Here is a 25,336-nt window from a genome sequence, read left to right as displayed (position 1 = left end):
TAGCTTCTTAGAAACAATATGGATATCACCATTAAGATTACCGACCGCGATGGCGTAACCCACGAAGTTCAAGCGCCAACCGACATGAACATGAACCTGATGGAACTCGTGCGCGCCTACGAACTCGCCCCGGAAGGCACCATCGGGATTTGCGGCGGTATGGCCATGTGCGCCTCGTGTCAATGTTATGTTTTGAACCAGGTGCCGCTGCCAGAAAAAAATCCGGATGAAGAAGCCATGCTTTGGGAAGCCTTCAATGTAAAGGAAAACAGCCGGCTGGGTTGCCAGATTCATTTGACCGAGGAGCTTGACGGGTTGGAAGTTGAATTGGCTCCGGAGGTGTAAGAAACTTTTGCAACCTACTTTTTATCAGACAACACCTCATTGAACGCCGCTTCATAACTCGCACTAACAGGAATTTCTTCCTCGCCAATATAGATGATTTTGTTGCGCACCTTCTCTACTCTAGCCATCGGAACAATATAGGAACGATGCACGCGCAGGAATTCGTTGCCCGGTAATTTCTCGAGCATACTTTTGAGCGTCATTCTGGCCACAATGGTTCGTTGGTTCTGAATGTGGATTTTAAGATAATCATCCAAGCCTTCGATAAAAAGAATATCTGAAATCAGGATTTTGTGCAGGGTATAATCTGCCCGAATGAATAGGTACTGCATTTCGGTCGATTGAATCTTGTGACGTGTTTCATAACTGACTTTGGCTTTTTCTATGGCTTGCAGGAAACGGTCGAATGAAAAAGGTTTGAGTAAATAATCGGTGGCGTTCACATTGAAACCTTCGACGGCATATTCGCTGAACGCGGTAGTAAAAATCACCATCGTATGCTGCTGGATTTCGGCGAAAAATTCCATGCCATTTTGAGTGGGCATTTGGATGTCGAGAAAAATCAAATCGACGGGTTGCTTTCTCAAATGCTTGTGGGCTTCGGCGGTTTTGGTGAAGGTTTTCTCGAGCTGAATATACGGCACGCGCTGACAGAAATTCTCGATTACTTTGAGCGCCAACGGCTCGTCGTCTAAAGCAATGGCGCGGATCATAACCAACTGATTTTTAGTCTGACGCTGAACGAATCCTCAGCATCGGTGAGTTGTAGTTCGTGTCGGCCCGGATAAATGAATTCCAAACGTTTGCTGGTGTTCTCGATGCCTTGTTCGGTGATATAATCTTCAGGGAAACTGATTTTGACCTTCTTGTTGAATACGTTCAAAGTGAAATCTTCTTCGGTGATGCGAATGCCAATTTTTACCGACCAATCTTCTTCTGCGTTCACGCCGTATTTAAAAGCGTTTTCGATGAAAGGAATTACTACCAGCGGAGCAATCGACTTGCCTTTTACGTTTCCATCGACGATATATTCCAAATTTGATTGGTCTGTAATGCGGAGCCGTTGCATGTCGACATAATCGGTGATGTAATTGATTTCTTTCTCCAATGGCACCAGTTCGTTGCTGCTTTCGGTAACCACATAGCGCATCATATTGGAGAGTCGGATTACCGCATCAGGCGCTGCATCTGATTTGTCTAGAGTCAAGGCATAAATACTGTTGAGTGTATTGAATAAAAAATGCGGATTAATCTGGGCTTTCAAATACGACACCTCGGCTTGCAATTTCTCGTGGTTCAAAGCCAACAATTGGTTGTTGATGCGCAAGAGAAACGACAATGACAACACCAGCAGAAACTGGAAAAAAGAACCGCCATCGGGCAAACGGAAAAAGAAACTTTCAGCTTGAGGCGGCATTGGCCTATGATGGAACGACCGACCAAAATTCGGGAACATATATTCAGGAACGGCCACGACAATCGCATAAGCAGCGGCTACGAGCATAACATACAGCCATATTTTCTTTCGGAAATAAAACTTCGGGATCAGCCAGTAATAATTCAGGTAAAAGAAAATCACCAACAGCACATATACTGTAAAATGCCGCTGAAAACCTTCCACATACAGAAAATCCAGGCGAGTATTGAAGTCGGGCGAAGTAAAAACCGGAATGCTCAAAAACGTCAGCACGCCGAATACTTGCAGCAGCAGGAAATTGACTTTCTTTTTCATAGTTGTTTAGTGGTGCCAAAGCTAAAGATAAAACCTGTTGCTATGAAAAATTTGCGACCAAAGAGACCTTTTCAGCGGTAAAGCATCGAATGTTATTCATAGGCAATCCGCTCTCTGGCTATTGGCAGGATGCGCTCGACAAATTTAGAATAGGCCAAGGCTGAAGGATGCAAACCATCAGAGGCAACTAATTCAGGAGTGAGTAACCCTTGTTGGGTAATGTCGGTAATATTGATAAAAGCGATTTGATTCTGATGACAATACGTTGCCGCAAAAGCATTGTAGGAATCAATTTCACTAGAAATGTTTGCTGCCCCTTGACCATAAGGCGTATAAGCATAATCGGGAATCGAAACCACCACCACCTTACTTTTATTCCCTTTAGCTAAAGAAATGGCTCTGGTGACCAATGCAGGAAATTCTGATTCGTATACTGAAAATGGTTGGCGTTGGTATTGGTTATTGACTCCAATGAGCAAGGTAACCAAATCGTAATGGCTAGTGAGGTTTTCGCTCTGGATGGCGTTCATTAAATTGGTTGTAGTCCAACCTGTTTGGGCTATTATTTTAAGTCTGAAAGAATCTCTAGGAAAAACAGATTGCAATGCTACCTTTAATTGCTCTGGAAACCGACAGCTTTCACAAACGCTTTGCCCAATCGTATAACTATCGCCTAAGGCCAAATATTCATATCGTTTGGGTACCGAATTTTGAGCAGACCAATAAGGATTCTGATCTTGATTGCAACTGCAAAACAACAACAGATTAAAGCAAGGGATTAATATTTTGAACCACCAATTCATGAGTTATCGCTTTGAAGAGTCTACTTAAAACTGGCTCTAAGCCAAAGCCGCTTTAAGCATGATTTGTTCTTCGATGGCATCCCAAAGGCCGATTCTTTTTTCTAAAGCTAGAATTGAAGTTTCTTCCACTTCCTGCCATTTGTGGGCATCGTCTCCGCAAAGTTCAGCTATCATTTTCATCGCCATTGGGCCGTGCTCGTCAGCGTCAAGTTCGATATGTCTTTCGAAGTAGTAAATCAACTCACGCAAATCAGTTTCTGGGAAATTTTCCTGGAAATTGCGCAAGATTTCGGTAAACATCGCCGGAATCAAATCTTCACGACCAAAAGTAAATGCCGCTGCAATTTTATGGGTTTTGCCTTCTTCAATCGTTTGGAAAGTAAAATCCAGAAAAGCTTTGATGTTCGGATGCAAGTTGCTTTTTTTTATCGCTACGAAAATATTCCGCAACTCGGCAATGTCGGCGAGCAGCTTATCAATTCCGCTGGTATCGGCACCGCAAGAAATCATGGCTTGGTGGTACATCTCGAAATGGCTTTGGCGTTTGCCATCTAAAGTCAAATCGCTTTCTTCGCCAAGTACGATTTCATTAATCAGGTAACGCACTTCTGCATTCTTAGTAGCATACCAAGGTGTTGTAGTACAAGTGAGTTTCTGCTGCAAAGCTTTGAGCAAAGACATGAAATCCCAAACGGCGAAAACGTGGGTTTCAAGGAAACAATGCAAATCTTCCGGGGTTTGGACTTTCTCATAAAGCGAATGATGGAGCAATTGCTTTTTATGCAGCGCAATCTGCTCGTTGATGGTAGCAATAGTCATGGCAATTTTTTACGTAAAAGTAAAAAAGCCTCCCAAAAAGGAAACTTTTTATGTGAATTTTAGGATTTGTTTATTATTTGATGCTACCGTAAAAACTTATTGTCTAGTCATAAATATATGTGCCGCAGCCCGATTCAGGAGCAGCCGGCATAGTGATTTGTGTGGCGGTGAAGCTGGAGACAGGGAAAATTTCTTCCATCAGCTCTACTGGGGAAACGTCATCCGGCCGTGCATTATATGTCAAAATTATGTAATCATTTCCAGAAGTTGTCCAAGTGGTGGGCCCTTCACCCGGTAGCCAAGTTTCGCCAATGTAGAGGCTTCCTGGTACGCTCCATGTGCCGTTCGCGTTGAGCGTAATCGGGGAAGAATATTGCTCGAAGTTGCTGAAGCAATTGCTTAATGACCAAGTGTGGCCTTTCAAAACATCGAACAACGTACCTGTAACAGGAATTTCTTGAGCAGCGCAATCACCTTGGCCCTTTACCATAAGGGTATTGGTTTGTGCAATTTCGACTTTTCCGTCTTCAAGGTAATTTAAATTGTACTGTTCTCCGCCTAACATAAGCCCAAAATAACTCCAATAAACGCCATTGCCTTCTAAGCTGTTAAAAGGGCCTACAGAATTCAGCATTGTGTCGAATGGTGATTCATTGGTTACAACTTGTCCATTTCGAATTATTCTACTTGTTCCTCTCAAAGGCACGGTTCCCAAATATCCATAGGAGCCAAACCAGCCGTTGTAACAACAATTGGAGCCTTCAAACTCTTCAGCATAAATACCATAACGAACGGTCGGCCCTTGTTGTGTGACACAGAAGTTGTAGCTGTTTTCTTGATCAAATGTTTTTCCATAGTTGCCCGAAGCGTCCCTGCCGACGACTAAAGGGATTTTTTGCCAAGGTGCATCTTTGTAATAAAACGTAATTTTTCGATCTATCGGATAAGCGGTCGAAACCAGCGTTGAACTATTTGCGGAGATAACGCCGTTTCCGTCGACGCTGATTTCACCCCCACCACTTAACTCTATTATGTCGGGAACGGTTACATATGATTTGGATACCGGAAAAGTGTTGTTCGGGACATAATAAGCTTTGCAAGCGTTAATCAAGATCGGCCGTCCCGCAGAACCTGCTTTGTAAAAGCGGGAAGGGAAAGTACTTGGGATAACCGAAAAAGCATAGATCGTATCTGAAGTAATTGACGCGGTGGGGTTGTTTACAAACACCTGCAAAACTTGTGGGAGGTAGATATCGCCCACTCTAAATCGTATCACAAAAACACCGGTTTGTGATGACGTCATAATGTTAGTTCCATTCCATGTCAATCCGCTGCCGTTTGGAAACTCTAAAGTGACAGCATTGTTGTTTACTATTTGTCCCGAGTCATTATAAAGTTTAAAGGAGAACGGTTCCGTAGCATCTGTATTAAGGAAAAGCATGTTGCCAGTTATCCCTAAATCGATTTGCGAGGCACTGTTGCTAATCAATGTTGAATTGGCGACGACATCGACGTTAATAGAACGGACACTGTGTACATTGTCGGTAAAGCTAATTTCACAACTGCCGATGCCTATTGCAGTTACTGTTCCATTACTCACAATTGCTACAGTACTGTCCGAGGTTGACCAAGTTAGCGCGACGGAAATTGCGTTACCATTCTCGTCAAACGCTTTGACCGGAATAGTCGCGTAATTGCCTACATGAAGCATCAAGTGATTGATTCCCGAATTCAATGCGCCGGGGATCGTGGATTTGGGTTGAATGGTCTGTTGCGTGACGCTATCACTGCTGCTACAAGAAAAAAACAAAACCATCTGGAAGATGGCTAGTAAACAGATAAAACTTCTCATGGGATGAACAGAGTTAAATTAGGTTACAAGTCAGATTCGAAAGTAACAAAATTATTTTTACATCCAAAAAAAGGCGACCAATCCGACTTCCACGACCCCTAACATTTTTATGTTTTTTTTGAAGTGTGTATTGGTTTGATATTGTATCCGATAAATATGAAGGTATCCTGAAAAAGGAGTCTTGCTTTACAAACTTTAATACTTGTCGATTCTTTATTTGAAAGCCGGAATTCCCGTAATATCCGCTCCGGTAATGAGCAAGTGGATATCATGCGTTCCTTCATAAGTAATCACCGATTCTAGGTTCATGCTGTGGCGCATGATTGAATATTCTCCGGTAATTCCCATTCCGCCTAAAATTTGTCTGGCTTCACGCGCGATGTTGATTGCCATATCGACGTTGTTTCTTTTCGCCATCGAGATTTGGGCCGTAGTCGCTTTGCCTTCGTTTCTCAAAACGCCCAATCTCCAAGTCAGCAATTGCGCTTTGGTGATTTCGGTAATCATCTCGGCCAATTTCTTCTGTTGCAACTGGAAAGCCGCAATTGGTTTGTCGAACTGGATTCTTTCCTTAGCATAACGCAAAGCCGTGTCGTAGCAGTCCATCGCAGCTCCGATCGCGCCCCAGGCAATGCCGTAACGAGCAGAATCTAAGCACATCATTGGTGCGCCAAGGCCTGATTTTCCGGGCATTAAGTTTTCTTTCGGCACTTTCACATTGTTGAAAACCAATTCTCCGGTAGCCGAAGCACGCAACGACCATTTGTTGTGCGTTTCCGGGGTCGAGAAACCTTCCATACCGCGCTCAACGATGAGTCCGTGAATTCTTCCTTCTTCGTTTTTCGCCCAAACCACAGCAACATCAGCAAACGGTGCATTGGAAATCCACATTTTGGCGCCATTCAAAAGATAGTGGTCGCCCATGTCTTTGAAGTTGGTTACCATACCGCTTGGGTTCGATCCGAAATCAGGCTCAGTGAGTCCGAAACAGCCCATGAATTCGCCAGTAGCGAGTTTTGGCAAGTATTTTTTGCGTTGTTCTTCAGTTCCGAATTTCCAAATCGGATACATCACCAATGAAGATTGCACCGACGAGGTAGAACGCACACCAGAATCGCCGCGCTCAATTTCTTGCATAATTAATCCGTAAGAAATCTGATCTAGTCCGGCACCGCCATATTCTTCAGGAATGTAAGGCCCAAAACCACCAATTTCGCCCAAACCTTTAATAATTTGTTTCGGGAATTCGGCACGTTGCGCGTAGTCTTCAATGATTGGCGATACTTCGCGTTTTACCCACGCACGGGCAGCGTCGCGCACTAATTTGTGCTCTTCGGTAAGCAAATCATCGAGTTGGTAATAATCTGGAGCTTGGAATAAATCTGGTTTCATAAGGAAATGTTTTCTACTTAAATTATTCGCGGCAAAAGTAAGTAAACCGCCTTGATTCCCCAACGAAAACGTTTGAATATTTAGCAGATTTGTGAATTGTTCAGGCTGGTGATTTGGGCAACCCGCAAGCGGCCGCGCTGTTCGCTAATATCTTTTGCTTTTTTTCAAAAACCAAAAGGATGCCGCTGCCATCGCTGTTGCACGCGCGGAAATGACTCGTCAAGAATTTACCTTTTTGACCCGCGTAGCCGCTTTTCCCTACTACGCGCAATATCGTATTTCACAAAATAAATAATATCTTTAACCTTGTGCATTAAATCGTTGCAAAAGGATGAAAAGAAAAATCTGCCTAGTAGAAGACGACCGCGACCTGCGCGAAGCCTTGTGCCTGATGCTCCAGTATACTGAAAACTACCAAGTCATCTCGGCTTTCCAAAATGCTGAAGAAGCCCTTCAAGGCATTCCGCTCTTGCAACCTGATGCCGTGCTAATGGACATCAACCTGCCGGGTGAAAACGGAATTGAGTGCGTGCGCAAACTCAAATGGCAATTTCCCAAACTGCTTTTTATGATGTGTACTTCATTTGAAGAAGATGAAGTGATTTTTGAAAGCCTCAAAGCTGGCGCCAGTGGCTATATTCTCAAAACCGACGGCCCGGCCAAAATCATCAAAGCGCTCGACGAACTTTTTGATGGCGGCAGCCCAATGACCAGCAGTATTGCTAGAAAAGTAGTCGCCAGTTTCTCTCGAGTAACCGCCGGAAACAAAGCTTTACAAGAGCTCACGCCGCGAGAACGTGAAATTCTCGACTCCTTGGCCCGCGGCAAAATGAACAAAGAAGTCGCCGCCGATATGGATATTAGTGTTGGCACAGTACGCAAACACATTCAGCACATTTACGAAAAACTGCACGTGAACACGCGCGTGGAAGCCGTAAATCTGTATCTAAAAAGATAGCATGAAAAAACTTCTGATTTTAACTTGGAGCTTGTTTTCGGTATTGGCGCATAGTCAATTGCCTGAAAATGGCAAAGAAGAAAAAATCAGAAAAGCCTTTTCACAAGCAGAAGCCTACCTAGAAAAAGACGAAATCGATGTGGCGCAAAAATGGCTCAACCTCGCCCAAGATCTGATTGACCTTGAAGCTGTTGATACCATGACTTGTTATGTGAACAGTTTGCAATCGGAATTGTTTTATTATACCGCCTTGTATGAATTCGGGAAAAATCAAGCCCAAAAAAGCATTGATGCCGCCACTAAAATCAATGATCCACTACTGGTCGCGGATGCCTATTTTTTTAAAGCCATCAACCAATTCGAACTCAAGGAATTCGCCAACGCCGAAAAAAGTTTGCAGTTGGCCCGGCACTATTATCCGCTAAATCCTCGGAAACACACTTTGCGCTCGGTCATTCAACCCGATCATATTGCCAATAATCTGGCACAAGTAAAACTCAAAATCAACCAACCCGATTCGGCTTTATACTACAATAGAAATGCTTATCGCTATGCCCAAAAAACCAAGAGCCGTCGAGGTATTCCGAACTGCGAACAAACTTTCGGAGAAATCTACCTCTACCAAAACCGGCCCGACAGTGCGCGGTATTATTTCAGCAAAAGTATCCTCTCGGCCCGCAACAGCGCTTACTCTGATTTGGAGCTCATCGGTTACGGATTTCTGATGCAATGCAATGCGCCAACCTTGCCTAACGACGATTATTATTACCAATCTGGGCTGGAACTTATGCAGCGCAAAAGTGTCAATTTGGCCTTTCGGAGGTTGTTTTTCGAAAAATCTTTATTGGCCTACCGCGGACAAAATCCGGAAAAGGAAAACTTCATCCTGAACCAACTCATCGTCCTCAATGGCGAAATATCCGAGCTGAACAATTACTTTCTGCAAAGCATCACCAAAGATTACATCAAAAACGAACACAAAATCCTCTCGCTCGAAGTACAGCGACTCAAGAAAGAGAAAGATATCGTTTTTTTCCAACTCCTGATGGCCATTTTCTTTGTACTAGCATTAATTCTTACGGTAATTATCATTCGGCGTCGCAACAAAATCAACCTACAGCTCTTGCAACAGAAAAACGAAATCAGCAAAGACCTGCACGACGATATCGGCAGCGGATTGTCGAGTATTTTAATCCATTCTGATGTGTTGCAAAAACAAACCGCAAATACGCCGGAGCTGCAACTGCTTTCCGATAAAATCAATCAAACCGCCACAGAAATCTCCCAGCGCGTAAGCACTTTTGTTTGGTCGCTCAATGACAAACACAACACCGTGGCCAGTTTTACCGACTATTTTTTAAGTTACGCCGAGAATTTGTTTGAAGGAACTTCCATCGATTTCCGATGCCATTCAGACTTAGGGCCATTGCCAGAGAAACCCATCGATGGGAAATTGCGCAAGAATTTATTTTTAGCACTCAAGGAAATCCTCAACAACACGCTAAAACATGCACAAGCCACCCAAGTTGAAGCGCGAATTACCGGACTGCGAAACCATTTGCACATTACCCTGTGCGACAACGGAAAAGGTTTTCAACGCGAGAATGCCTTTGGTAACGGGCTCACTAACATCAGGAACCGCATTGAAGAATCAGGTGGCAAAATTAGCTTTGAGCACACCGGCGGATTACGCATCGTAATTGAAATCCCGTTTTGACCTATACGCGCTTTGGCGTATTTGTTAAGGCTTTTTTCTGCGTAACCTATAAAAAATCAGTTAAATAGCAGCCTATTGTACGCCCAATATCGTATTGTGGTTTTTGAACGAATCGTTGAATTTTACTTCGTTCTCAAAACATTACAGATTAGGTATGGGCAACAAAATTTTAATTCTCAATTTGGTGTTATTCAGCGCCATGTGTGTTCGGGCTCAAGTCGGAATTAATACAACCGTTCCCAATGCTCAATTAGAAATTAAATCAAGTAATGAAGCGGCTCCGGTCAATACCGATGGGCTTTTAATTCCCAAAGTAGACACTTTTCCGGCTACCAATCCAACGGCAGCACAGCAAGGTATGATGGTGTATTTGACCACCACCTCAGGAAGTGATGCTCCGGGGTTTTACTATTGGGATAATGCAACAGTTGATTGGAAACCCATAGCAGGAACAAATCTTGGCACACTCGACCAAGCGTATGATTTTGGTGGTTCGGGTAGCGGCAAAACTATTACCGCTGATGCTGGTGCGGTAACGATTGAAGGCACCGACGGTTTGGTGGTTAAAGGGACTTACAATTCCGGTGCATTGGCGCCTTCGGGAATTGGAACAAGAATGGTTTGGAATCCCAGAAAAGCGGCCTTTCGTGCCGGTAGAGTGGGTTCGAATGAATGGGATGATGCTAATATAGGATTTGAATCGGTCGCTTTTGGGAATCAAACTACAGCCAGCGGTTCTTATTCTTCGGCATTTGGTTGGTCTTCTGAAGCCAGCGGAGTGGATGCTACTGCTTTCGGATTAGGAACAAAATCTACTAATGCACACACTTTTGCCGCCGGTTTTATCACCCAAGCCAATGGTTTTCTTTCAACAGCTTTCGGAGATTCGGGTATCGCCTCAAGTTATGGAGAAACCGTTTTTGGAATTGGAGCCACGACCTACACCCCTTCAACCAATGGAACTACACAATTTAGAGTGGCCAATAGCACAGACAGATTGTTTGTAGTTGGCAATGCTATTGATGCCAATTCGAATTTTTTTGTCGAGAACTCCGAACGCAGCGATGCGCTGATTATTCTCAAAAGTGGGCTAACAAGACTGCCATCGACTACCAATGCAATGATAACAGCTGCCGATGGTAAAGCGGTAGTTACCAAAGAATATTTACAAAGCAACACATCCGGAACACTCGACCAAGCCTACGATTTTGGTGGTGCAGGTTTGGGTCGAACTATAACTGCTGATACAGGTGCCATTTTAATTGATGGGACGGATGGTCTGGTTTCAACAGGAACTTCTGGTAGTGGCGCAGTTGTACCTTCGGGAGCCGGAACACGTATGGTGTGGAACCCCAGAAAAGCAGCTTTTAGAGTGGGGACAGCCTCTGGAACAGAATGGGATGATGCCAATGTTGGAACCAGTTCAATAGCTATGGGTTTGGGAACTAGGGCATTCGGTATAAGTTCTGTTGCATTAGGAAGCAGTAGCTCAGCATTAGGAATGGGTTCGGTTGCTTTTGGTTGGAGCGCAACAGCCAATGCCACCCAATCGACAGCATTCGGTCTTGGAACGAATTCTAATGGGATTTACTCGACAGCATACGGCTACGAGACAATTGCCAGAGGTCGTGCTTCAACATCATTTGGTGTGAATAACGAAACGCAAAGTTTTGGAGAAGTGGTTTTAGGTATAGGAGCAACTTTGTATACACCTTCAACGAATGGGGCCAATCAATTTAGAACCGCTAACGCATCTGACAGGTTGTTTGTCATTGGGAATGCAATTGATTTGGACAATGATGACACAGTAGATGCCGCAGAAAGAAGTGATGCTATGGTCGTGTTGAAAAACGGGAATATTGGTATTGGTAATTCAACTCCATTACATAAGTTGGCGATAAAAGACAATTCTACCTCTACAACCATTGGTCAATTGTATCTTGAGCAAGAAGGAGCCGGTGATGCCGTTGTGCACATAGGTAGCACTGGCGCAAGACACTTTAATATGGGCTTAGATACTTCGGCGGATAGTTTTAAAATTGGTACCAGCGCGACAGCAGCAACAGCAGTAACAACGGGAACATTAATGACCGTTCAAGCCACCGGCGAAGTCGGTATCGGTACCGCCACTCCAGCCGAAAAATTACACGTTTCCGGACCAGCAGGATTAACAACTGTTCGTATAGCAAACACATCGGGTGTTGGCGCAACTTCCAACGTAGCGTTAGATTTCTTTCGAAGCACCGCTGTGAATACCGATTGGCGCATTTATAACATTGGCCCAAATTTAACTGTTGGAAACAGCGGTGATGATTTAGCTACGGTCACAGATTTGTATCAATTTCAGGGCGCTCGTTTTATGCCTATGAACGACGGTACCCAAAGTTTGGGTCAAGCAGCCAACCGCTGGAATACCGTTTTTGCTACCAACGGAACCATCAACACCAGTGATAGAAGAGAAAAGAAAGAAATTCAACCGCTGCATTATGGTTTGAATCAGCTCATGCAATTGAAGCCGGTTTCGTTCAAATGGAATAATCAACAAATTGACAACGGCAGTAAACATTTGGGTTTTATTGCGCAAGATTTAAAAGAAGTGCTCCCCGAAGTTGTGGTTGATTCAGAATGGATTGAAGTTGAAGGCCAAGGTAAAGTTTGGAAAAAAACTCCGCTTCTGGGCGTAAATTATGCCGAAGTGATTCCGGTTTTGGTGCAATCAATACAAGAGCAACAAGCCATTATCGAAGCCCAAAAAAAGGAAATAGAACAACAAAAAAATCTACTTGAATCAGTCTTGCAACGGTTAACAGAGTTAGAGCGAAAATAGTTAGCAGTTCAATTGTGCGATTGAACAACCGGATCAACAGCTTTTGCTTTGGAGTGCTGTGGGTTCGGTTTTTTCATGGTTGAAGAATATTCGCCCGCGCTACATTTTCAAATAAAAATCTTTCGTTAAGCTGATATAATCGTCAGTATACTCATGACGACTAATTTCAATTACCAATTCGTCGGCTTCTAAAACAGGCATTTCGTAGCGTTTAAAAGCGAGTAAACTGCGTACAATTGGTGTGGTGTGTGAACCTTTAACCCGCGTTACTTTTACCGGAAAAAGCTCGACTTGAGCGCACAACGCAATGAATTTTTCTTCTTCTTTAAACGGGATGATGACCGCAAAAGTTCCAGTTTCTGAAAGCAACAATTGCGCGGCTTCCACCAAATCTTCAAAAGGCAAGGCGTCTTGAAAACGCGCTAAATCTCGTTGTGGGTTATCGGTTTTGTAATCTTCGGAATAAAAAGGCGGATTAGAAACAATTAAATCGTACTGATCTTCGGGTTCGTCGATGAATTCATCCAGACCGGCGTGAAAGCAAAACAACCGGTCGGCCCACGGCGAATTCTCAAAATTTTCAACGCATTGTTCGTAAGCGTCTTCGTCGATTTCGAGTGCATCGACCTGATCGGCGGCAGTTCTTTGGGCTAACATTAAGGCAATGATTCCGGTTCCGGCGCCAATGTCGAGAATCGAATTAGGATGGTGGTCAATCGGTGCCCAAGCGCCAAGCAATACGCCGTCGGTGCCCACCTTCATGGCGCATCGATCTTGGACTACACTGAATTGTTTGAACTGAAAAGTACTCATGGTTTTTATTTTTTGGGCGTGCCCCTGCGGGTCGGGCTCTACGCGGTGCGCGGCACCCAGCTGCGATCCCTCACGCGGACTTGTCATGAAGTCGAATTTTGCCGTTAACCGCTAGCCCTGATGGAAGCGGCATCCTTTTTTGGAGCATCGCGGAAAAAAAGATACAGCGAACAGCAGGTTCCCGGCTCCTGATACTGAAATTACTGCACTTGCCCGGCCTCTTGGTTATTGGCTTTATTGGCACTCGGCGCTTTAAATTCAGCTTGTTTTTTCTCAGTTTCTATACGCTGAGCCACTTCGTCGTACATTTTTCTGTACTGTTCGATTTGCGAAATATAATACCGATTGCTCAGCGCGAACTGCACGCTGTCTATTTTGTATTTTTTAAAAATATACTCTTTGGGCTGGATGTTCTGGTTTTGCGGCGCGTAAGGGTTTTGGGCTTTGATGGCTTCTAAAATGGAAAGATCGTAAAGAATATTTACCATGGTTTCTTGGTCGATCAGGTTGGAGGGTTTTTCCACGGCGTTGTGATTACAACCCACCAACAACAGCATGGGCACTAGCACAAGAATTATTTTTTTCATCATTTCAATTTTCGGTCAAACAATAGGCGTTTCCCTGCCTTGATTTCTTTTACTTTAAAGTTCTCGTAAACCAATTGCCCGTTAACAAAAGTATGGGTAATTCTTGAGGCGAATGTGGTGCCCTCAAACGGAGACCAACCGCACTTATACAAGATGTTTTCCTTCTTCACGCTCCAGGGAAGCCCGGTATTTACTATCGCCAAATCTGCGTAGTAACCGGGTTTGATGTAGCCTCTTTTCTGAATTTTAAAAATCTGCGCCGGATTGTGGGCCGTTTTCTCGACGATTTTCTCGATGGAGATTTTGCCTTGTTTGTGCGCTTCAAATAACGCCACTAGTGCGTGTTGTACCAGCGGACCGCCCGAAGGTGCTTTCTGATAAGACTGTTGTTTTTCTTCGAGTGTATGCGGGGCGTGGTCGGTGGCTATCACATCGATGCGGTCATCGAGCAATGCTTCCCACAGTGCCTCGCGGTCGGTGGCGGTTTTCACAGCCGGATTCCATTTGATGAAATTGCCTTTGCTGGGGTAATCGGCATCGGTAAACCACAAATGATGGAGGCAAACCTCAGCGGTAATTTGCTTGTCTTGCAACGGAATTTTATTGGTAAACAAACCCATTTCTTTGGCCGTTGACAAATGAAAAACATGCAAACGCGCACCGGTTTTCTTGGCCAGTTCAATGGCTTTTGAAGACGACAGATAACAAGCTTCTTCGCTGCGGATTAAATGGTGTGCGCTCACCGGTATGTCGTCTCCGTATTGGGCTTTGTACTTTTCTAGGTTGTTTTTAATGGTCTGCTCGTCTTCGCAATGCACGGCGATGAGCAACCGGGTCGAGGCAAAAATTTTCTCGAGCACGGCCTGGTTATCTACAAGCATATTTCCGGTAGAAGAGCCTAAGAAAATCTTGATGCCCGCCACATTCTCTGGATTGGTTTTGAGTACCTCGTCCAGATTGTCATTGGTGGCACCCATCATAAAAGAATAATTCGCATAAGATTTCTGGGCTGCGATTTGGTATTTTTCTTCCAGAATTTCCTGAGTTACGGCATTGGGAACTGTGTTGGGCTGTTCGATGAATGAGGTAATTCCGCCCGCCACTGCTGCTTTTGATTCGGAAGCAATATCGCCTTTGTGGGTGAGCCCGGGTTCGCGAAAATGCACCTGATCGTCAATCATGCCCGGAATGAGGTAATTGCCTTGGGCATCTATGATTTTGGTATTGGCCGATTTGGGTGAAATTTGCTCGGCTATGTCGATGATGAATTCGCCTTGAATCAAAACATCGCCTTCGAAGATTTGGCCCTCGTTGACGATTTTGGCATTTTTAATTAAAGTCGTTTCCATTAGAGTTGGTTGAATAATTTACGGATGCGCAGCGAAATCACGCCCAGCACTGCTTCTTTAATAATGGCGTTGCTCATTTTAGATTGGCCTTTGGTGCGGTCGGTGAAGATAATCGGCACTTCAATGATGCGGAACCCTTTGGCGTAGGCGCGGTATTTCATTTCGATCTGGAACGCATATCCGACAAATTTGATTTTATCGATCCCGATGTTTTCGAGTACTGCTCTTTTGTAACAAATGAAACCTGCGGTGGCATCGTGAATTTTCATGCCCGTAATCAGTTTCACATAAACCGAAGCAAAATAAGACATCAAAACCCGACTCAGTGGCCAGTTGACCACGTTAACGCCGGTCACATAACGCGAACCTATCGCTAAATCGGCTTCTCCGAAATGACAGGCTTGGTAGAGTTTTTCCAGATCGACCGGATTGTGCGAGAAATCGGCGTCCATTTCAAAAATGTATTCATACTGCCGTTGCAAAGCCCAATGAAAACCGTGTACATAAGCGGTACCAAGACCGGATTTTTTGCCGCGTTTTTCTAGAAATAATCGCCCAGAAAAATCTTCTTGCAAAGCCGAAACTTTGGCTGCGGTGCCGTCGGGTGAATTGTCGTCGACGATTAAAACATCAAACGCATGATGCTGTGAAAACACTGCCCGAATGATGGTTTCAATGTTTTCAATTTCGTTGTAAGTCGGGATGATTACCAGCGCGTCGTTCATGGTCATGAGCGGATTTCGCGACAAAAATAAACTTTTTACCGCAGTTGCTCCTTAAGAAAACTATAATAAAATGGGTCGGTTGATTTTTGAGGTTCGAGAAACTTCTCAAGACGGTCCAAATCGATTCAAAGTTGATGAAAAACAAAATCGGCGTTCGGTTAATTTTACTACTTTTGCGGCATGATGGAAACGATTCTACAGCCTCGAAATATTGGCGCCACAGACTGGGCCACGATTCTCTTTGTGCTGATGTTCGCTACGGTCGCCATGGTAAAAACTGTTTTCGAAGGGCGTTTCCGCGATTTCATGAAACTGATTGTTTCAGACAAATACATCAAAATGTACCGCGACTCGATGTATTTGATGAGCGGGTTCACGATTTTTTTGTTTGTCGTGCAGCTTATCGCCCTTTCGTTTTTTGTACAGTTGGTGCTGCACCATTTTTTTCATACTTCCAAAACTGATGGGATTTTGTTCATCCGTATTTCGACTTTTGTAACCGTGTTTGTACTCGGGAAATTCCTGATTGAGAAGATTATCGCCACGGCTTTCAACATCGAAGAATTTGCCGATCAATTCAACCTACAGAAAGTAAGCTACCGCACCTATGCCGGACTGTTGCTATTGCCCATTGATACGGTGCTGTTTTACAATTCAGACTTGCCAAATTTCTTTATATACGCGATAATCATTGTGTTATTGCTAACAAATGTGTTAACATATATCATATCTTTAAAGAATTACCAAAACTTATTCCTGGGAAAGTTGTTTTATTTTATTTTATATCTTTGCGCACTTGAAATAGCGCCCTATTATTTCATTGGTTATTGGTTTACTAAAAGTTAGCATACAACATATGTCACATTTGAAAGTGAAAACGATCTTAGTGTCGCAGCCGGAACCCAAAGTTGAGAATTCTCCGTACTTTGAGTTGCAGCAAAAGCATAAGGTAAAAGTGGATTTCAGGCCTTTCATCCACGTTGAGGGCGTCAATGCAAAAGATGTTCGCCAACAGAAAATAGACCTGAACAACTATACCGCCATCATCCTAACCAGTAAGAATTCTGTTGATCACTTTTTCCGCGTAGCTGAAGAAATGCGCTACAAAGTGCCGGAAGGCCTCAAGTATTTTTGCCAATCGGAAGCCATTGCTTTTTACTTGCAAAAGTATGTCGTGTATAGAAAACGCAAGATATATGTCGGGCAGAAAGATTTCGCCGATTTGTCTCCGCTGATTAAAAAATACAAAGACGAGAAATTTCTATTACCTGCTTCAGACCAACTCAACGCCGACGCGCCGCAAACCCTGAACAACCTCAAGGTAAATTGGACACAAGCCACATTTTACAAAACCGTAATGAGCGATTTGTCTGATTTGGCCGATGTATATTACGATGTTTTGGCGTTTTTCAGCCCAACGGGTATCAAATCTCTGTTTAAGAATTTCCCCGATTTCAAGCAAAACAACACTCGTATTGCGGTTTTTGGAAGCACCACGCAAAAAGAGGCACTTGAACACGGATTGCGTATCGACATCTTAGCGCCAACTCCGGAAACACCCTCAATGACCATGGCGCTAGAGAAGTATATTGCTGAAGCGAACAAAGGAAAATAAATTATTACCTCATATCAAGTAGCCTCCGTTTGTGAGGCTATTTTTTTGATGTAGTTTTTCAAGTCTCACCGACAAACATCAGACTACTACTTAAAGTCATTCGATACGTTGGCGCGTCATCACTTGATAAACACCATTGACTTTTTTGTGATAATACATGACTTTGCCGTCTAAGGTCAAGCTCGGTGCTTCGATAAAATTGGTATCAGAAAATAAAATTCTAGGGGCAGCAAAAGCTTCACCAACGTTACTTCTTTCGGCCAAGCAAATTTCGAAAACAATAGCTTCGGGAGCGCTGCCTTTCAAATATCGCGTGAAATACAACTCTAGCCCATCACTGCTAATGCATGGCGCATAATTGATATAATTCGCATCATTAATTTTCTCGAGTAAGGTTTCAGAATTGGGCAATCGATTGAATTCAGAAGCCGAGACTCTCTGTGCCACGCCAATTTCAGTTTCACAAGGCCCAAAGCAATTGCCGGAATCAAAATGCGCATTGTTGAAATACAGCAACTGACCATCTGCGCTGATACCGTGATCCATGACGAGCCAACCCAAGGTATTCTTGTTGAAATTGCCCCGCACCCGTTCGATATCGGTGACGGTTCCTGCCTTGAAATGACCGTGAAAAAGATTGTTCAATTCGTCCGGATAATTTCGCGTCGAAGTCCAGTAGAAATCACCGCTAGCACTTAAATCAGGCACGGCATCTAATTGTGGCGGACTCGTTTGATTGGTTCCTATAAGCTCGCCCGCGAAAACAAAAGTATCATCGCTTGTTTTAGTGGCATAAAACAATTTGGTGTTTACCCCGTCATTGAGGTTATTAAAAAACAAATACTGTCCGTCGGGCGCAATAAAAGGCTCCATGGCGTGATCTGGATAATTCGCAATGACCACGGGCAGCTCAGGACCAAAAGACACTTTTGCATTGGTATTGCTGTCTTTGGAACAACTGCATAGAAAAAACATTACTGCGGTGCTTTTCAACAAGCTACTATTTTGCATCTGAAACCAGGTTTTCTCAAAACTTTCTCGGGTTGAATATAAAGGAAATATGCTTTCGATTAGAACACAAATCTTCTTTCAAAGAAAAAATCCCCAAGAAATATTCCTGAGGATTCTTTAAAATCAATTTTCAATACTTTATTTTTTGACCACTTTCGCGAACGAAACATCACCCGAAATAGGTTTGACTCTCAGCAAATAAAGCCCTTGAGGTAAATCTGAAACGTCGATGGCTTGTTGAAAATCAGTGGAGACAGTTTTGACCATCGCTCCTTTCAAATCATAAATATCAATGGCTTGAATGGCTTCCGGGTGGCTGATTTTGAAACTATCGGTAACCGGATTCGGGTAAACAACCACATCATTTCCGACCAATTCAAAAGTATTGTTAGCCAAACCAGACAAGGTATTGAGGTAGACTTTCCAATATTTTTGGCCACCGTTTAAAAACACATCGCTGATTTGCTCTGTAGACTGGTTTTCGGTATCGACAAAATCCGGAGTGCGGTCGCCGTTCATATCAATAACTACATGGTCATCATAAGACAATCGAAATTCATAAAAATCACTAACTGCCGGAATATTCCATTGCGTAGCCGTTGGGCTGAAACCTGAACCGGTATTGAGATACGCTTTCCAATATTTCTGGCTTCCGCTGAGAAACACATCGCTGGAGAATTCGGTCGCTTGGTTTTCCGTATCGATAAAATCTGGTTTCTTATCACCATTGAGGTCGATCACCACGTGGTCATCATACGACAATCGGAATTCATAAAAATCGCTCACTACAGGAATATTCCATTGCGTAGCTGTAGGATTGAAACCTGAACCGGTGTTGAGATACACTTTCCAGTATTTTTGGCCGCCGTTTAAAAACACATCGCTAGTTTGTTCGGTCGATTGGTTTTCGGTGTCGACAAAATCAGGTAAATCATCTCCATTGATATCGATCACCACATGATAGTCATACGACAATCGAAATTCATAAAAATCACTCACCGCCGGAATGTTCCATTGCGTGGCCGTTGGGCTAAAACCTGAACCGGTATTCAAATACACTTTCCAATATTTCTGGCTGCCGTTTACAAACACATCGCTGGTCGATTCGGTTGCTTGATTCTCGGTATCGACAAAATCGGGTTTGCCATCGCCATTCATATCAATCACCACATGTTCGTCATACGACAAACGGAACTCATAAAAATCGCTCACCGCAGGAATGTTCCATTGCGTAGCTGTTGGGCTGAAACCAGAACCGGTGTTGAGGTAGACTTTCCAGTATTTTTGACCGCCGTTTAAAAACACATCACTGACTTGTTCTGTGGCTTGGTTCTCGGTATCGACAAAATCAGGCAGATTGTCGCCGTTCATATCAATCACCATATGTTCGTTATATGACAAACGAAATTCGTAAAAATCACTCACCGCCGGAATGTTCCATTGCGTAGCCGTGGTGCTGAAACTTCCACCGACATTTAAGTATACTTTCCAGTATTTTTGGCTGCCGCTCACAAACACATCACTGACCGATTCGGTGGCTTGGTTTTCAGTATCAACCAAATCTGGTTTGCCATCGCCGTTCATGTCAATCACCACATGATCATCATACGACAAACGAAATTCATAGTAATCGGTCACGGCCGGGATATTCCATTGGGTAGCCGTTGGTGCAAAGCCTTGCGCATTTATCAAAAGATTTCCCATCCATAAAGTCGCAAGTGCTAATATTGTTTTTTTCATTCTTATCGTTATAAATCGTTGACTATTGTTTGATTACTTTTAAACCTTGGGTTTCACCACGCTTAGTGCTGACCTTTACAATGTATGTTCCGGCAGATAAATGCGAAACTTCAATCGCTGCTTGCTTGTCATTGATTTCTTTCACCAAAACCTGTTGCCCAAGTAAATTATAGATGGCAACCGACATGATTTCTTGGTTCAAAGCAATATTCAGAACACCGGATACTGGATTCGGGTATAGCTTCGCTTGGTTATCTTGTGCGAATTCAAAACTATCGTTACCCAAAACACTTGAGTAACAATCGACGTTGCCCAAAACATATTGAGTTGAAGTAGCACCGTTGCCCACTTCACCGTGAATGTTCGATCCCCAGCCCCAAAGTGATTGTTCGGTTTTAAGCCCCATGGTTCCATTGTAACCGGCTGCGACACTTTTCCAAGTGGTTAAAGTGCCCGCCTGCACCGGTGTGGTCGAGTCATTGCTACCTCCGGTACCGAGTTGCCCGTAATGGTTGTAGCCCCAACCCCAGAGTGTTCCATCGGTCTTAACCGCCGAAGTATGCGAATTTCCGGCGCTTGCCGTTTGCCAGTTAGTGGCCGTGCCGACTTGTCTCGGGGTATTCTGATCGGTGTAAGATCCAATGCCCAATTGCCCATAGGTATTGTAACCCCATGTCCAAAGGGTGCCGTCAGTTTTTTTAGCAACACTGTGATTATGACCTGCAGAGATGACCTGCCAGTTGGTGGCTGTACCTACTTGAACCGGAAAGTCTTGATTGGCCCCGGTTCCATCACCCAATTGACCATAAATGTTTCGCCCCCATGCCCAAAGCGTTCCGTCGGTTTTGATGGCCAAAGTGTGATAGTTACCCGCCTCGACGGTTTTCCAGTTGGTCGCAGTTCCGATTTGTAATGGCGTGGTTTCGCTAAAGTACGTCCCATTGCCCAATTGGTTGTAGTTATTTCGGCCCCAGCCCCATAGGGTTCCGTCGGTTTTGATGGCAAATGTAAAATCAGCACCAGCCGCCACACTGGCCCAGTTAGAGGCTGTTCCTATTTGTACCGGTATATTTCGGTTGGTGGTGGTACCATCACCCAATTGTCCGTAATTGTTATAGCCCCAAGTCCAGAGTGTTCCGTTGGCTTTGATGGCCACCACATGCGAAGCTCCTGCTGCAGCGCTTTGCCAAGCCGAAGTGCCAATCTGTATCGGTAAATTTGAAAACTCTTGAGCTGATCCAATACCTAACTGACCGTTAAAGTTATATCCCCAGGCCCAAAGCGAGCCATCGGTTTTTTTGCCAATCGTAAAATAATCGCCTTCTGAAACTGACTGCCAACACATGGCCGGAATAAAAATGCTGGCCGGACACAAAACAGAAATTAAAGTGTTTGAACTGTTGAAGGTATTGTTCCCGAATTGAAGATCGCTGTTGTCTCCGGCTACCCAAAGTTTGCCATCAGATTTTTTAAGAAATGTCACAAATGAACCAGCGCCTGCACCCTGCCAATCGGTGGCTGTACCAAGTTGGGTGGGCGTTGTTAAATCGGTTGTATTTCCGGTTCCTAATTGTCCTTCGTCATTTCGGCCCCAAGTAAAAAGCGTTCCGTTGGTTTTTGTAGCGATTGAATGCTCGCTGCCAGCAGCTAAATATTGCCAGTTGGTAGCGGTGCCAATTTGTGTTGGGGTTAATACATTGTTGGTGTTTCCGTTGCCTAATTGTCCGTTTAGGTTATATCCCCAAGTCCAAAGCGTGCCGTTGCTTTTTTTGGCAAGCACGTGACCGCCTCCAGCTACTATCGTGGTCCAATTGGTGGCCGTCCCTATTTGAACCGGGGTGTTTCGGTTGGTGGTAGTCCCGTCGCCCAACTGTCCGTTCAAATTGTATCCCCAAGCCCACAGAGTTCCGTTGGTTTTAATAGCAATTGTAAAACCATCGCCTGCCGCTATGCTTTGCCAATTGCTGGCTGTCCCGATTTGAACCGGTGCGTTGCGTTCTGTAGTCGTTCCATCGCCTAATTCACCGCTGCTGTTGTCGCCCCAGGCCCAAAGCGTTCCGTTGGTTTTAATGGCCAGAGCATGGTGGTAGCCAACCGCTATACTTTGCCAGTTGGTAGCCGTTCCGACTTGGGTGGGTGTATTTCGGTAAACACCTGTCCCATCACCTAATTCTCCGTAATAATTACTGCCCCAAGCCCAAAGCGTTCCATCTGACTTTTTGGCTACTGTAAAATGATAGCCTGCTCCTACTGTTTGCCAGTTGGTGGCGGTTCCTATTTGTGTTGGAGTGGTTGCAAAACCTACGGTAGTGCCGCTACCGAGTTGGTATTCGTCGTTTCGGCCCCAAGTCCAAAGGGTTCCGTTTTGCCCGATGCCGACGCTGTGGTCGTAACCGCCAACCACGGTTTGCCAGCATTGTTGCGCTGAGACTTTAAGACTGAATGTGATGAGTACAATAAGAAAAAATCTTTTCATGGTGTTATTGCTTAATAATTTTAAAAGTGTTGATTTGACTGCCTGAAGTACATTTCACCAGATAAGCTCCCACCGACAAATGAGCAACATTTACTTTAAAATCTTTTGAATTAGGTGACTGAGCATATACTTCTTGTCCTATCAAATTATAAATGACTACCAAATCAACTGCTGAATCAAATGATATGTTCAAAATATCAGTCACCGGATTTGGGTATGCTTTGATTTTGCTTTCGGCTGTGAAGTCGTCTGCAGCCAAAGGAGATTCTGGGCAAGCTATTTGTACCATCGTATTATGAATCACATTGGGGCCCAGACCCATTTGTCCTTGCGGGCTCCAGCCTGCTGTGTAGGCGTCACCGTTTGTTTTAAGATAGATGGCGTAACGGTCACCGCCGCCGGCATGCGTCCAGTCATTGGCAAACCCGAGGCGAACCGGTGTTGGACGGAAGTTACTGTCTCCGGTTCCCAATTGTCCTTGCGTATTATAGCCCCAAGCCCAAAGTGAACCATCGGTTCGGATTGCAGTGGTGAATCCGAGCCCAACTTCCATTTTAGACCAGATGTTAGATGAACCAAGCTGTGTTGGAGTGGTTACATTGGTCGTGGTACCAAGGCCCAAACGTCCGTCGGTATTGACGCCCCAAACCCAAAGTGTACCGTCGGTTTTAATGGCATGACTCACGCCCTGATTGGCTTCTACAGACTTCCATGAAGCCGTTCCGATTTGCACTGGCGTATAGATTACGGTTGTGCTCGAACCATTACCCACTGATCCGTTATTGTTCCATCCCCAAGCCCATAAAGTATTGTTGGTTCGGATGGCAAGCGTATGCTGACCTGCAGTTGACACTTCTTTGTAAGTTGCCGTACCGAGTTGTGTAGGTACGTATCGGTTGCTGAAATCGCCAAAACCCAAAACGGTTCCGCCCCATACCCATAGAGTTCCATCGGTTTTGATGGCCATAGAAGTACCTTGGGCAGCCGAAATTTTAGCCCAGTTATTGGCGGTCCCCACACGCGTCGGAGTGGATCTGTCGGTCGTGGTGTTGTCTCCCAATTCGCCATTCGAGTTAAGTCCCCATGCCCATAATGAACCGTCGGCTTTTATGGCAAGGCTATGAAATCCAGATGCTGCAACAGCTACCCAGTCTGTGTCGTTCCCGATGCGTGTGGGGAATTTTTTATCAACAGTGTCACCAACACCAATTTGATAATATCCGTTTTCGCCCCAACCCCAAAGCGATCCGTCTGATTTGATGGCCAGTGTGTGGTTGTCACTATTGGACATTTTCGCAAAACACGGCGGCGGAACCGGTGTATTGAAGAACCCACCATCAACCCACTGGCTTTGTGCGTTACCACAATCGGCAGCGAGCCACCAGTAGTAATCAGAATTCGGAGTCAAGCCGTCGATTGTGATTGAAGTTCCGTTGGTATAATATGGCGTTCCACCAAGAACCGGTAAATTGTTGATCATTATTGTATAACCATTAGGTGCTGGCGATGAAGCCGTCCAACTGAAAGAAGCCGTGGTAGACGTAGTTACTCCGACCGTTAAATTGGTGGGCGCACTACAAGGTTCTGAGCTCAATGTCATTTTCACTAGTCCCATTTCGTATGTCCCGACCCAAATGGTGTTGGAGTTAATAACCTCGAGACAGCTCGTATATTCAAAACTTGTTCCCGGAGCTGCTGGGAAATAAGCTTGGCAATCGGTAAAATTCTGCACACCGCCGCTTCTGCATTCGCGTGAGTAGCCAATCCAGACTTTGCCGTTCTGGTCTACATCCAATCCGCCCATTTGGCAATCGAGCATGCACGAAGTTTGGAAATCGACACCGGCCACCACGTCCTCGTTAGTATATTTAAGGTAACCGCCATAGCTTTCTACATACAAATCGTTGCCCACAACCCTAAGGATTTTGTTTGCCTGATCACCCACAATCGAAAAAGTATTCCCACTGCGTTTGCCTAGTATTCCGTTGTTGGTAAAATAAACCGTATTGGCACTGTTCACCGCCACAGAGTTGATCACATTACCACTGATTTGTGAGTTTGAAGTATTATAGGTGGTAAAAGTTGTTCCGTTGAATTGAACCAATCCTGAATTCGTGGCAAGCCAAACATTGTTAGAAGCATCTACCGCAACATCATTAATCACATTGGTGGGAAGCCCGGAGTTGTCCATGCGGTAATGTGACCAAGTGGTTCCATTGTACATGATCAAACCATTTTGCATCGTTGTTACCCACTTGCGGTTGAGCCCGTCGATGGCCAGTTTTTGTAAGACCGATAGCTCAACGCCTGTATTGTTTTGGGTATAATTGGTAAAAGTAGTTCCGTTGAACATGATTAAAGCATCAGAGGTAGCCAGCCACAAATTGCCATTGCCATCAGTTTTGATGTCGCTGATGTTGGCCGAGGCAATGCCGGAATTAGACGGATGATATAACGTGTAGTCGTAATTTTGACCCTGAACGGCTAAGCTTAATAGTGTAAGCAGTAAAAAGTAAATCTTCTTCATTTTTTGTAGTTTGTTAAATGGGTAATCAATTTTTAAATCCGCTCTTTT

The 25,336-nt window shown here is 44.4% G+C and carries 20 protein-coding genes; 6 read left to right on the top strand and 14 right to left on the bottom strand.

Annotation, left to right across the window (positions count from 1 at the left end):
• The first annotated feature begins 18 nt into the window (after window positions 1-18).
• Window positions 19-345: a 2Fe-2S iron-sulfur cluster-binding family protein gene (locus G4D82_RS05595; protein ID WP_166335408.1), complete on the top strand. Its 327-nt coding sequence runs from the start codon at window positions 19-21 to the stop codon at window positions 343-345.
• A gap of 14 nt (window positions 346-359) precedes the next feature.
• On the opposite strand, the gene G4D82_RS05590 is transcribed toward G4D82_RS05595, so the two are convergent.
• The 6 genes from G4D82_RS05590 to G4D82_RS05565 all read right to left on the bottom strand — a co-directional run bounded on the left by G4D82_RS05590 (window position 360) and on the right by G4D82_RS05565 (window position 6,943).
• Window positions 360-1,058: a LytR/AlgR family response regulator transcription factor gene (locus G4D82_RS05590; RefSeq protein WP_166335406.1), complete on the bottom strand. Its 699-nt coding sequence runs from the start codon at window positions 1,056-1,058 to the stop codon at window positions 360-362.
• Window positions 1,055-2,077, bottom strand: coding sequence for a sensor histidine kinase (locus tag G4D82_RS05585; protein WP_166335404.1), 1,023 nt, complete (start codon window positions 2,075-2,077; stop codon window positions 1,055-1,057). The genes G4D82_RS05590 and G4D82_RS05585 overlap by 4 nt, the downstream gene beginning before the upstream one ends.
• 92 nt (window positions 2,078-2,169) lie before the next feature.
• Window positions 2,170-2,880 (bottom strand): SGNH/GDSL hydrolase family protein, encoded by a 711-nt coding sequence (locus G4D82_RS05580; RefSeq protein ID WP_166335402.1) that lies wholly within the window; start codon window positions 2,878-2,880, stop codon window positions 2,170-2,172.
• A gap of 36 nt (window positions 2,881-2,916) precedes the next feature.
• Window positions 2,917-3,699: a DUF3050 domain-containing protein gene (locus G4D82_RS05575; RefSeq protein WP_166335400.1), complete on the bottom strand. Its 783-nt coding sequence runs from the start codon at window positions 3,697-3,699 to the stop codon at window positions 2,917-2,919.
• 103 nt (window positions 3,700-3,802) lie between these two features.
• Window positions 3,803-5,413 carry an Ig-like domain-containing protein gene (locus tag G4D82_RS05570; RefSeq protein WP_166335398.1) on the bottom strand — a complete coding sequence of 537 codons (1,611 nt, stop codon included), beginning with the start codon at window positions 5,411-5,413 and terminating at the stop codon, window positions 3,803-3,805.
• 351 nt (window positions 5,414-5,764) lie between these two features.
• Window positions 5,765-6,943: an acyl-CoA dehydrogenase family protein gene (locus G4D82_RS05565; RefSeq protein ID WP_166335396.1), complete on the bottom strand. Its 1,179-nt coding sequence runs from the start codon at window positions 6,941-6,943 to the stop codon at window positions 5,765-5,767.
• Between the two features lie 331 nt (window positions 6,944-7,274).
• Here G4D82_RS05565 and G4D82_RS05560 point away from each other — a divergent pair, with 331 nt between their 5' ends.
• From G4D82_RS05560 to G4D82_RS05550, 3 genes are all read left to right on the top strand, one after another.
• Window positions 7,275-7,901 (top strand): response regulator transcription factor, encoded by a 627-nt coding sequence (locus tag G4D82_RS05560; RefSeq protein WP_166335394.1) that lies wholly within the window; start codon window positions 7,275-7,277, stop codon window positions 7,899-7,901.
• Between the two features lies 1 nt (window position 7,902).
• A complete protein-coding gene (locus G4D82_RS05555; RefSeq protein WP_166335391.1) occupies window positions 7,903-9,618 on the top strand; it encodes a sensor histidine kinase in 1,716 nt (571 codons plus the stop codon).
• A 154-nt stretch (window positions 9,619-9,772) separates the two neighbouring features.
• On the top strand, window positions 9,773-12,445 hold the full coding sequence (locus G4D82_RS05550) for a tail fiber domain-containing protein (protein ID WP_166335389.1): 2,673 nt from the start codon (window positions 9,773-9,775) through the stop codon (window positions 12,443-12,445).
• Window positions 12,446-12,544: 99 nt separating this feature from the next.
• Here the strand turns inward: G4D82_RS05550 and G4D82_RS05545 are convergent, their stop codons facing one another.
• The 4 genes from G4D82_RS05545 to G4D82_RS05530 all read right to left on the bottom strand — a co-directional run bounded on the left by G4D82_RS05545 (window position 12,545) and on the right by G4D82_RS05530 (window position 15,919).
• Entirely contained in the window at window positions 12,545-13,258 is a 714-nt protein-coding gene (locus G4D82_RS05545) for a tRNA1(Val) (adenine(37)-N6)-methyltransferase (protein ID WP_235924309.1), read from the bottom strand.
• Between the two features lie 200 nt (window positions 13,259-13,458).
• Complete coding sequence (locus tag G4D82_RS05540; protein ID WP_166335387.1) at window positions 13,459-13,845, bottom strand: DUF4296 domain-containing protein; 387 nt, start codon at window positions 13,843-13,845, stop codon at window positions 13,459-13,461.
• Window positions 13,845-15,194, bottom strand: a complete 1,350-nt coding sequence (locus G4D82_RS05535) for a dihydroorotase (protein WP_166335385.1) — start codon at window positions 15,192-15,194, stop codon at window positions 13,845-13,847. Before G4D82_RS05535 ends, G4D82_RS05540 begins: the two co-directional genes overlap by 1 nt.
• Window positions 15,194-15,919: a polyprenol monophosphomannose synthase gene (locus tag G4D82_RS05530; RefSeq protein ID WP_166335615.1), complete on the bottom strand. Its 726-nt coding sequence runs from the start codon at window positions 15,917-15,919 to the stop codon at window positions 15,194-15,196. The genes G4D82_RS05535 and G4D82_RS05530 overlap by 1 nt, the downstream gene beginning before the upstream one ends.
• A 180-nt stretch (window positions 15,920-16,099) precedes the next feature.
• Here G4D82_RS05530 and G4D82_RS05525 point away from each other — a divergent pair, with 180 nt between their 5' ends.
• Window positions 16,100-16,765 carry a DUF4271 domain-containing protein gene (locus G4D82_RS05525; RefSeq protein ID WP_166335383.1) on the top strand — a complete coding sequence of 222 codons (666 nt, stop codon included), beginning with the start codon at window positions 16,100-16,102 and terminating at the stop codon, window positions 16,763-16,765.
• 19 nt (window positions 16,766-16,784) lie between these two features.
• Complete coding sequence (locus G4D82_RS05520; protein ID WP_166335613.1) at window positions 16,785-17,534, top strand: uroporphyrinogen-III synthase; 750 nt, start codon at window positions 16,785-16,787, stop codon at window positions 17,532-17,534.
• Window positions 17,535-17,630: 96 nt separating this feature from the next.
• Here G4D82_RS05520 and G4D82_RS05515 read toward each other — a convergent pair whose 3' ends face one another.
• From G4D82_RS05515 to G4D82_RS05500, 4 genes are all read right to left on the bottom strand, one after another.
• Window positions 17,631-18,545 carry a TolB-like translocation protein gene (locus G4D82_RS05515; protein ID WP_166335381.1) on the bottom strand — a complete coding sequence of 305 codons (915 nt, stop codon included), beginning with the start codon at window positions 18,543-18,545 and terminating at the stop codon, window positions 17,631-17,633.
• 138 nt (window positions 18,546-18,683) lie between these two features.
• Window positions 18,684-20,285, bottom strand: coding sequence for a T9SS type A sorting domain-containing protein (locus G4D82_RS05510; protein WP_166335379.1), 1,602 nt, complete (start codon window positions 20,283-20,285; stop codon window positions 18,684-18,686).
• A 22-nt stretch (window positions 20,286-20,307) separates the two neighbouring features.
• Window positions 20,308-22,761 (bottom strand): RCC1 domain-containing protein, encoded by a 2,454-nt coding sequence (locus G4D82_RS05505; protein ID WP_166335377.1) that lies wholly within the window; start codon window positions 22,759-22,761, stop codon window positions 20,308-20,310.
• Window positions 22,762-22,765: 4 nt separating this feature from the next.
• A complete protein-coding gene (locus G4D82_RS05500) occupies window positions 22,766-25,288 on the bottom strand; it encodes an RCC1 domain-containing protein (RefSeq protein WP_166335374.1) in 2,523 nt (840 codons plus the stop codon).
• Window positions 25,289-25,336: the final 48 nt, after the last annotated feature.

Origin of the sequence: Flavobacterium lotistagni (assembly GCF_011392125.1) — a bacterium.
GTDB lineage: Bacteria > Bacteroidota > Bacteroidia > Flavobacteriales > Flavobacteriaceae > Flavobacterium > Flavobacterium lotistagni.
The sequence above is the reverse complement of the archived record's forward strand: the minus strand, read 5'-3'. Positions and strand labels throughout refer to the sequence as shown.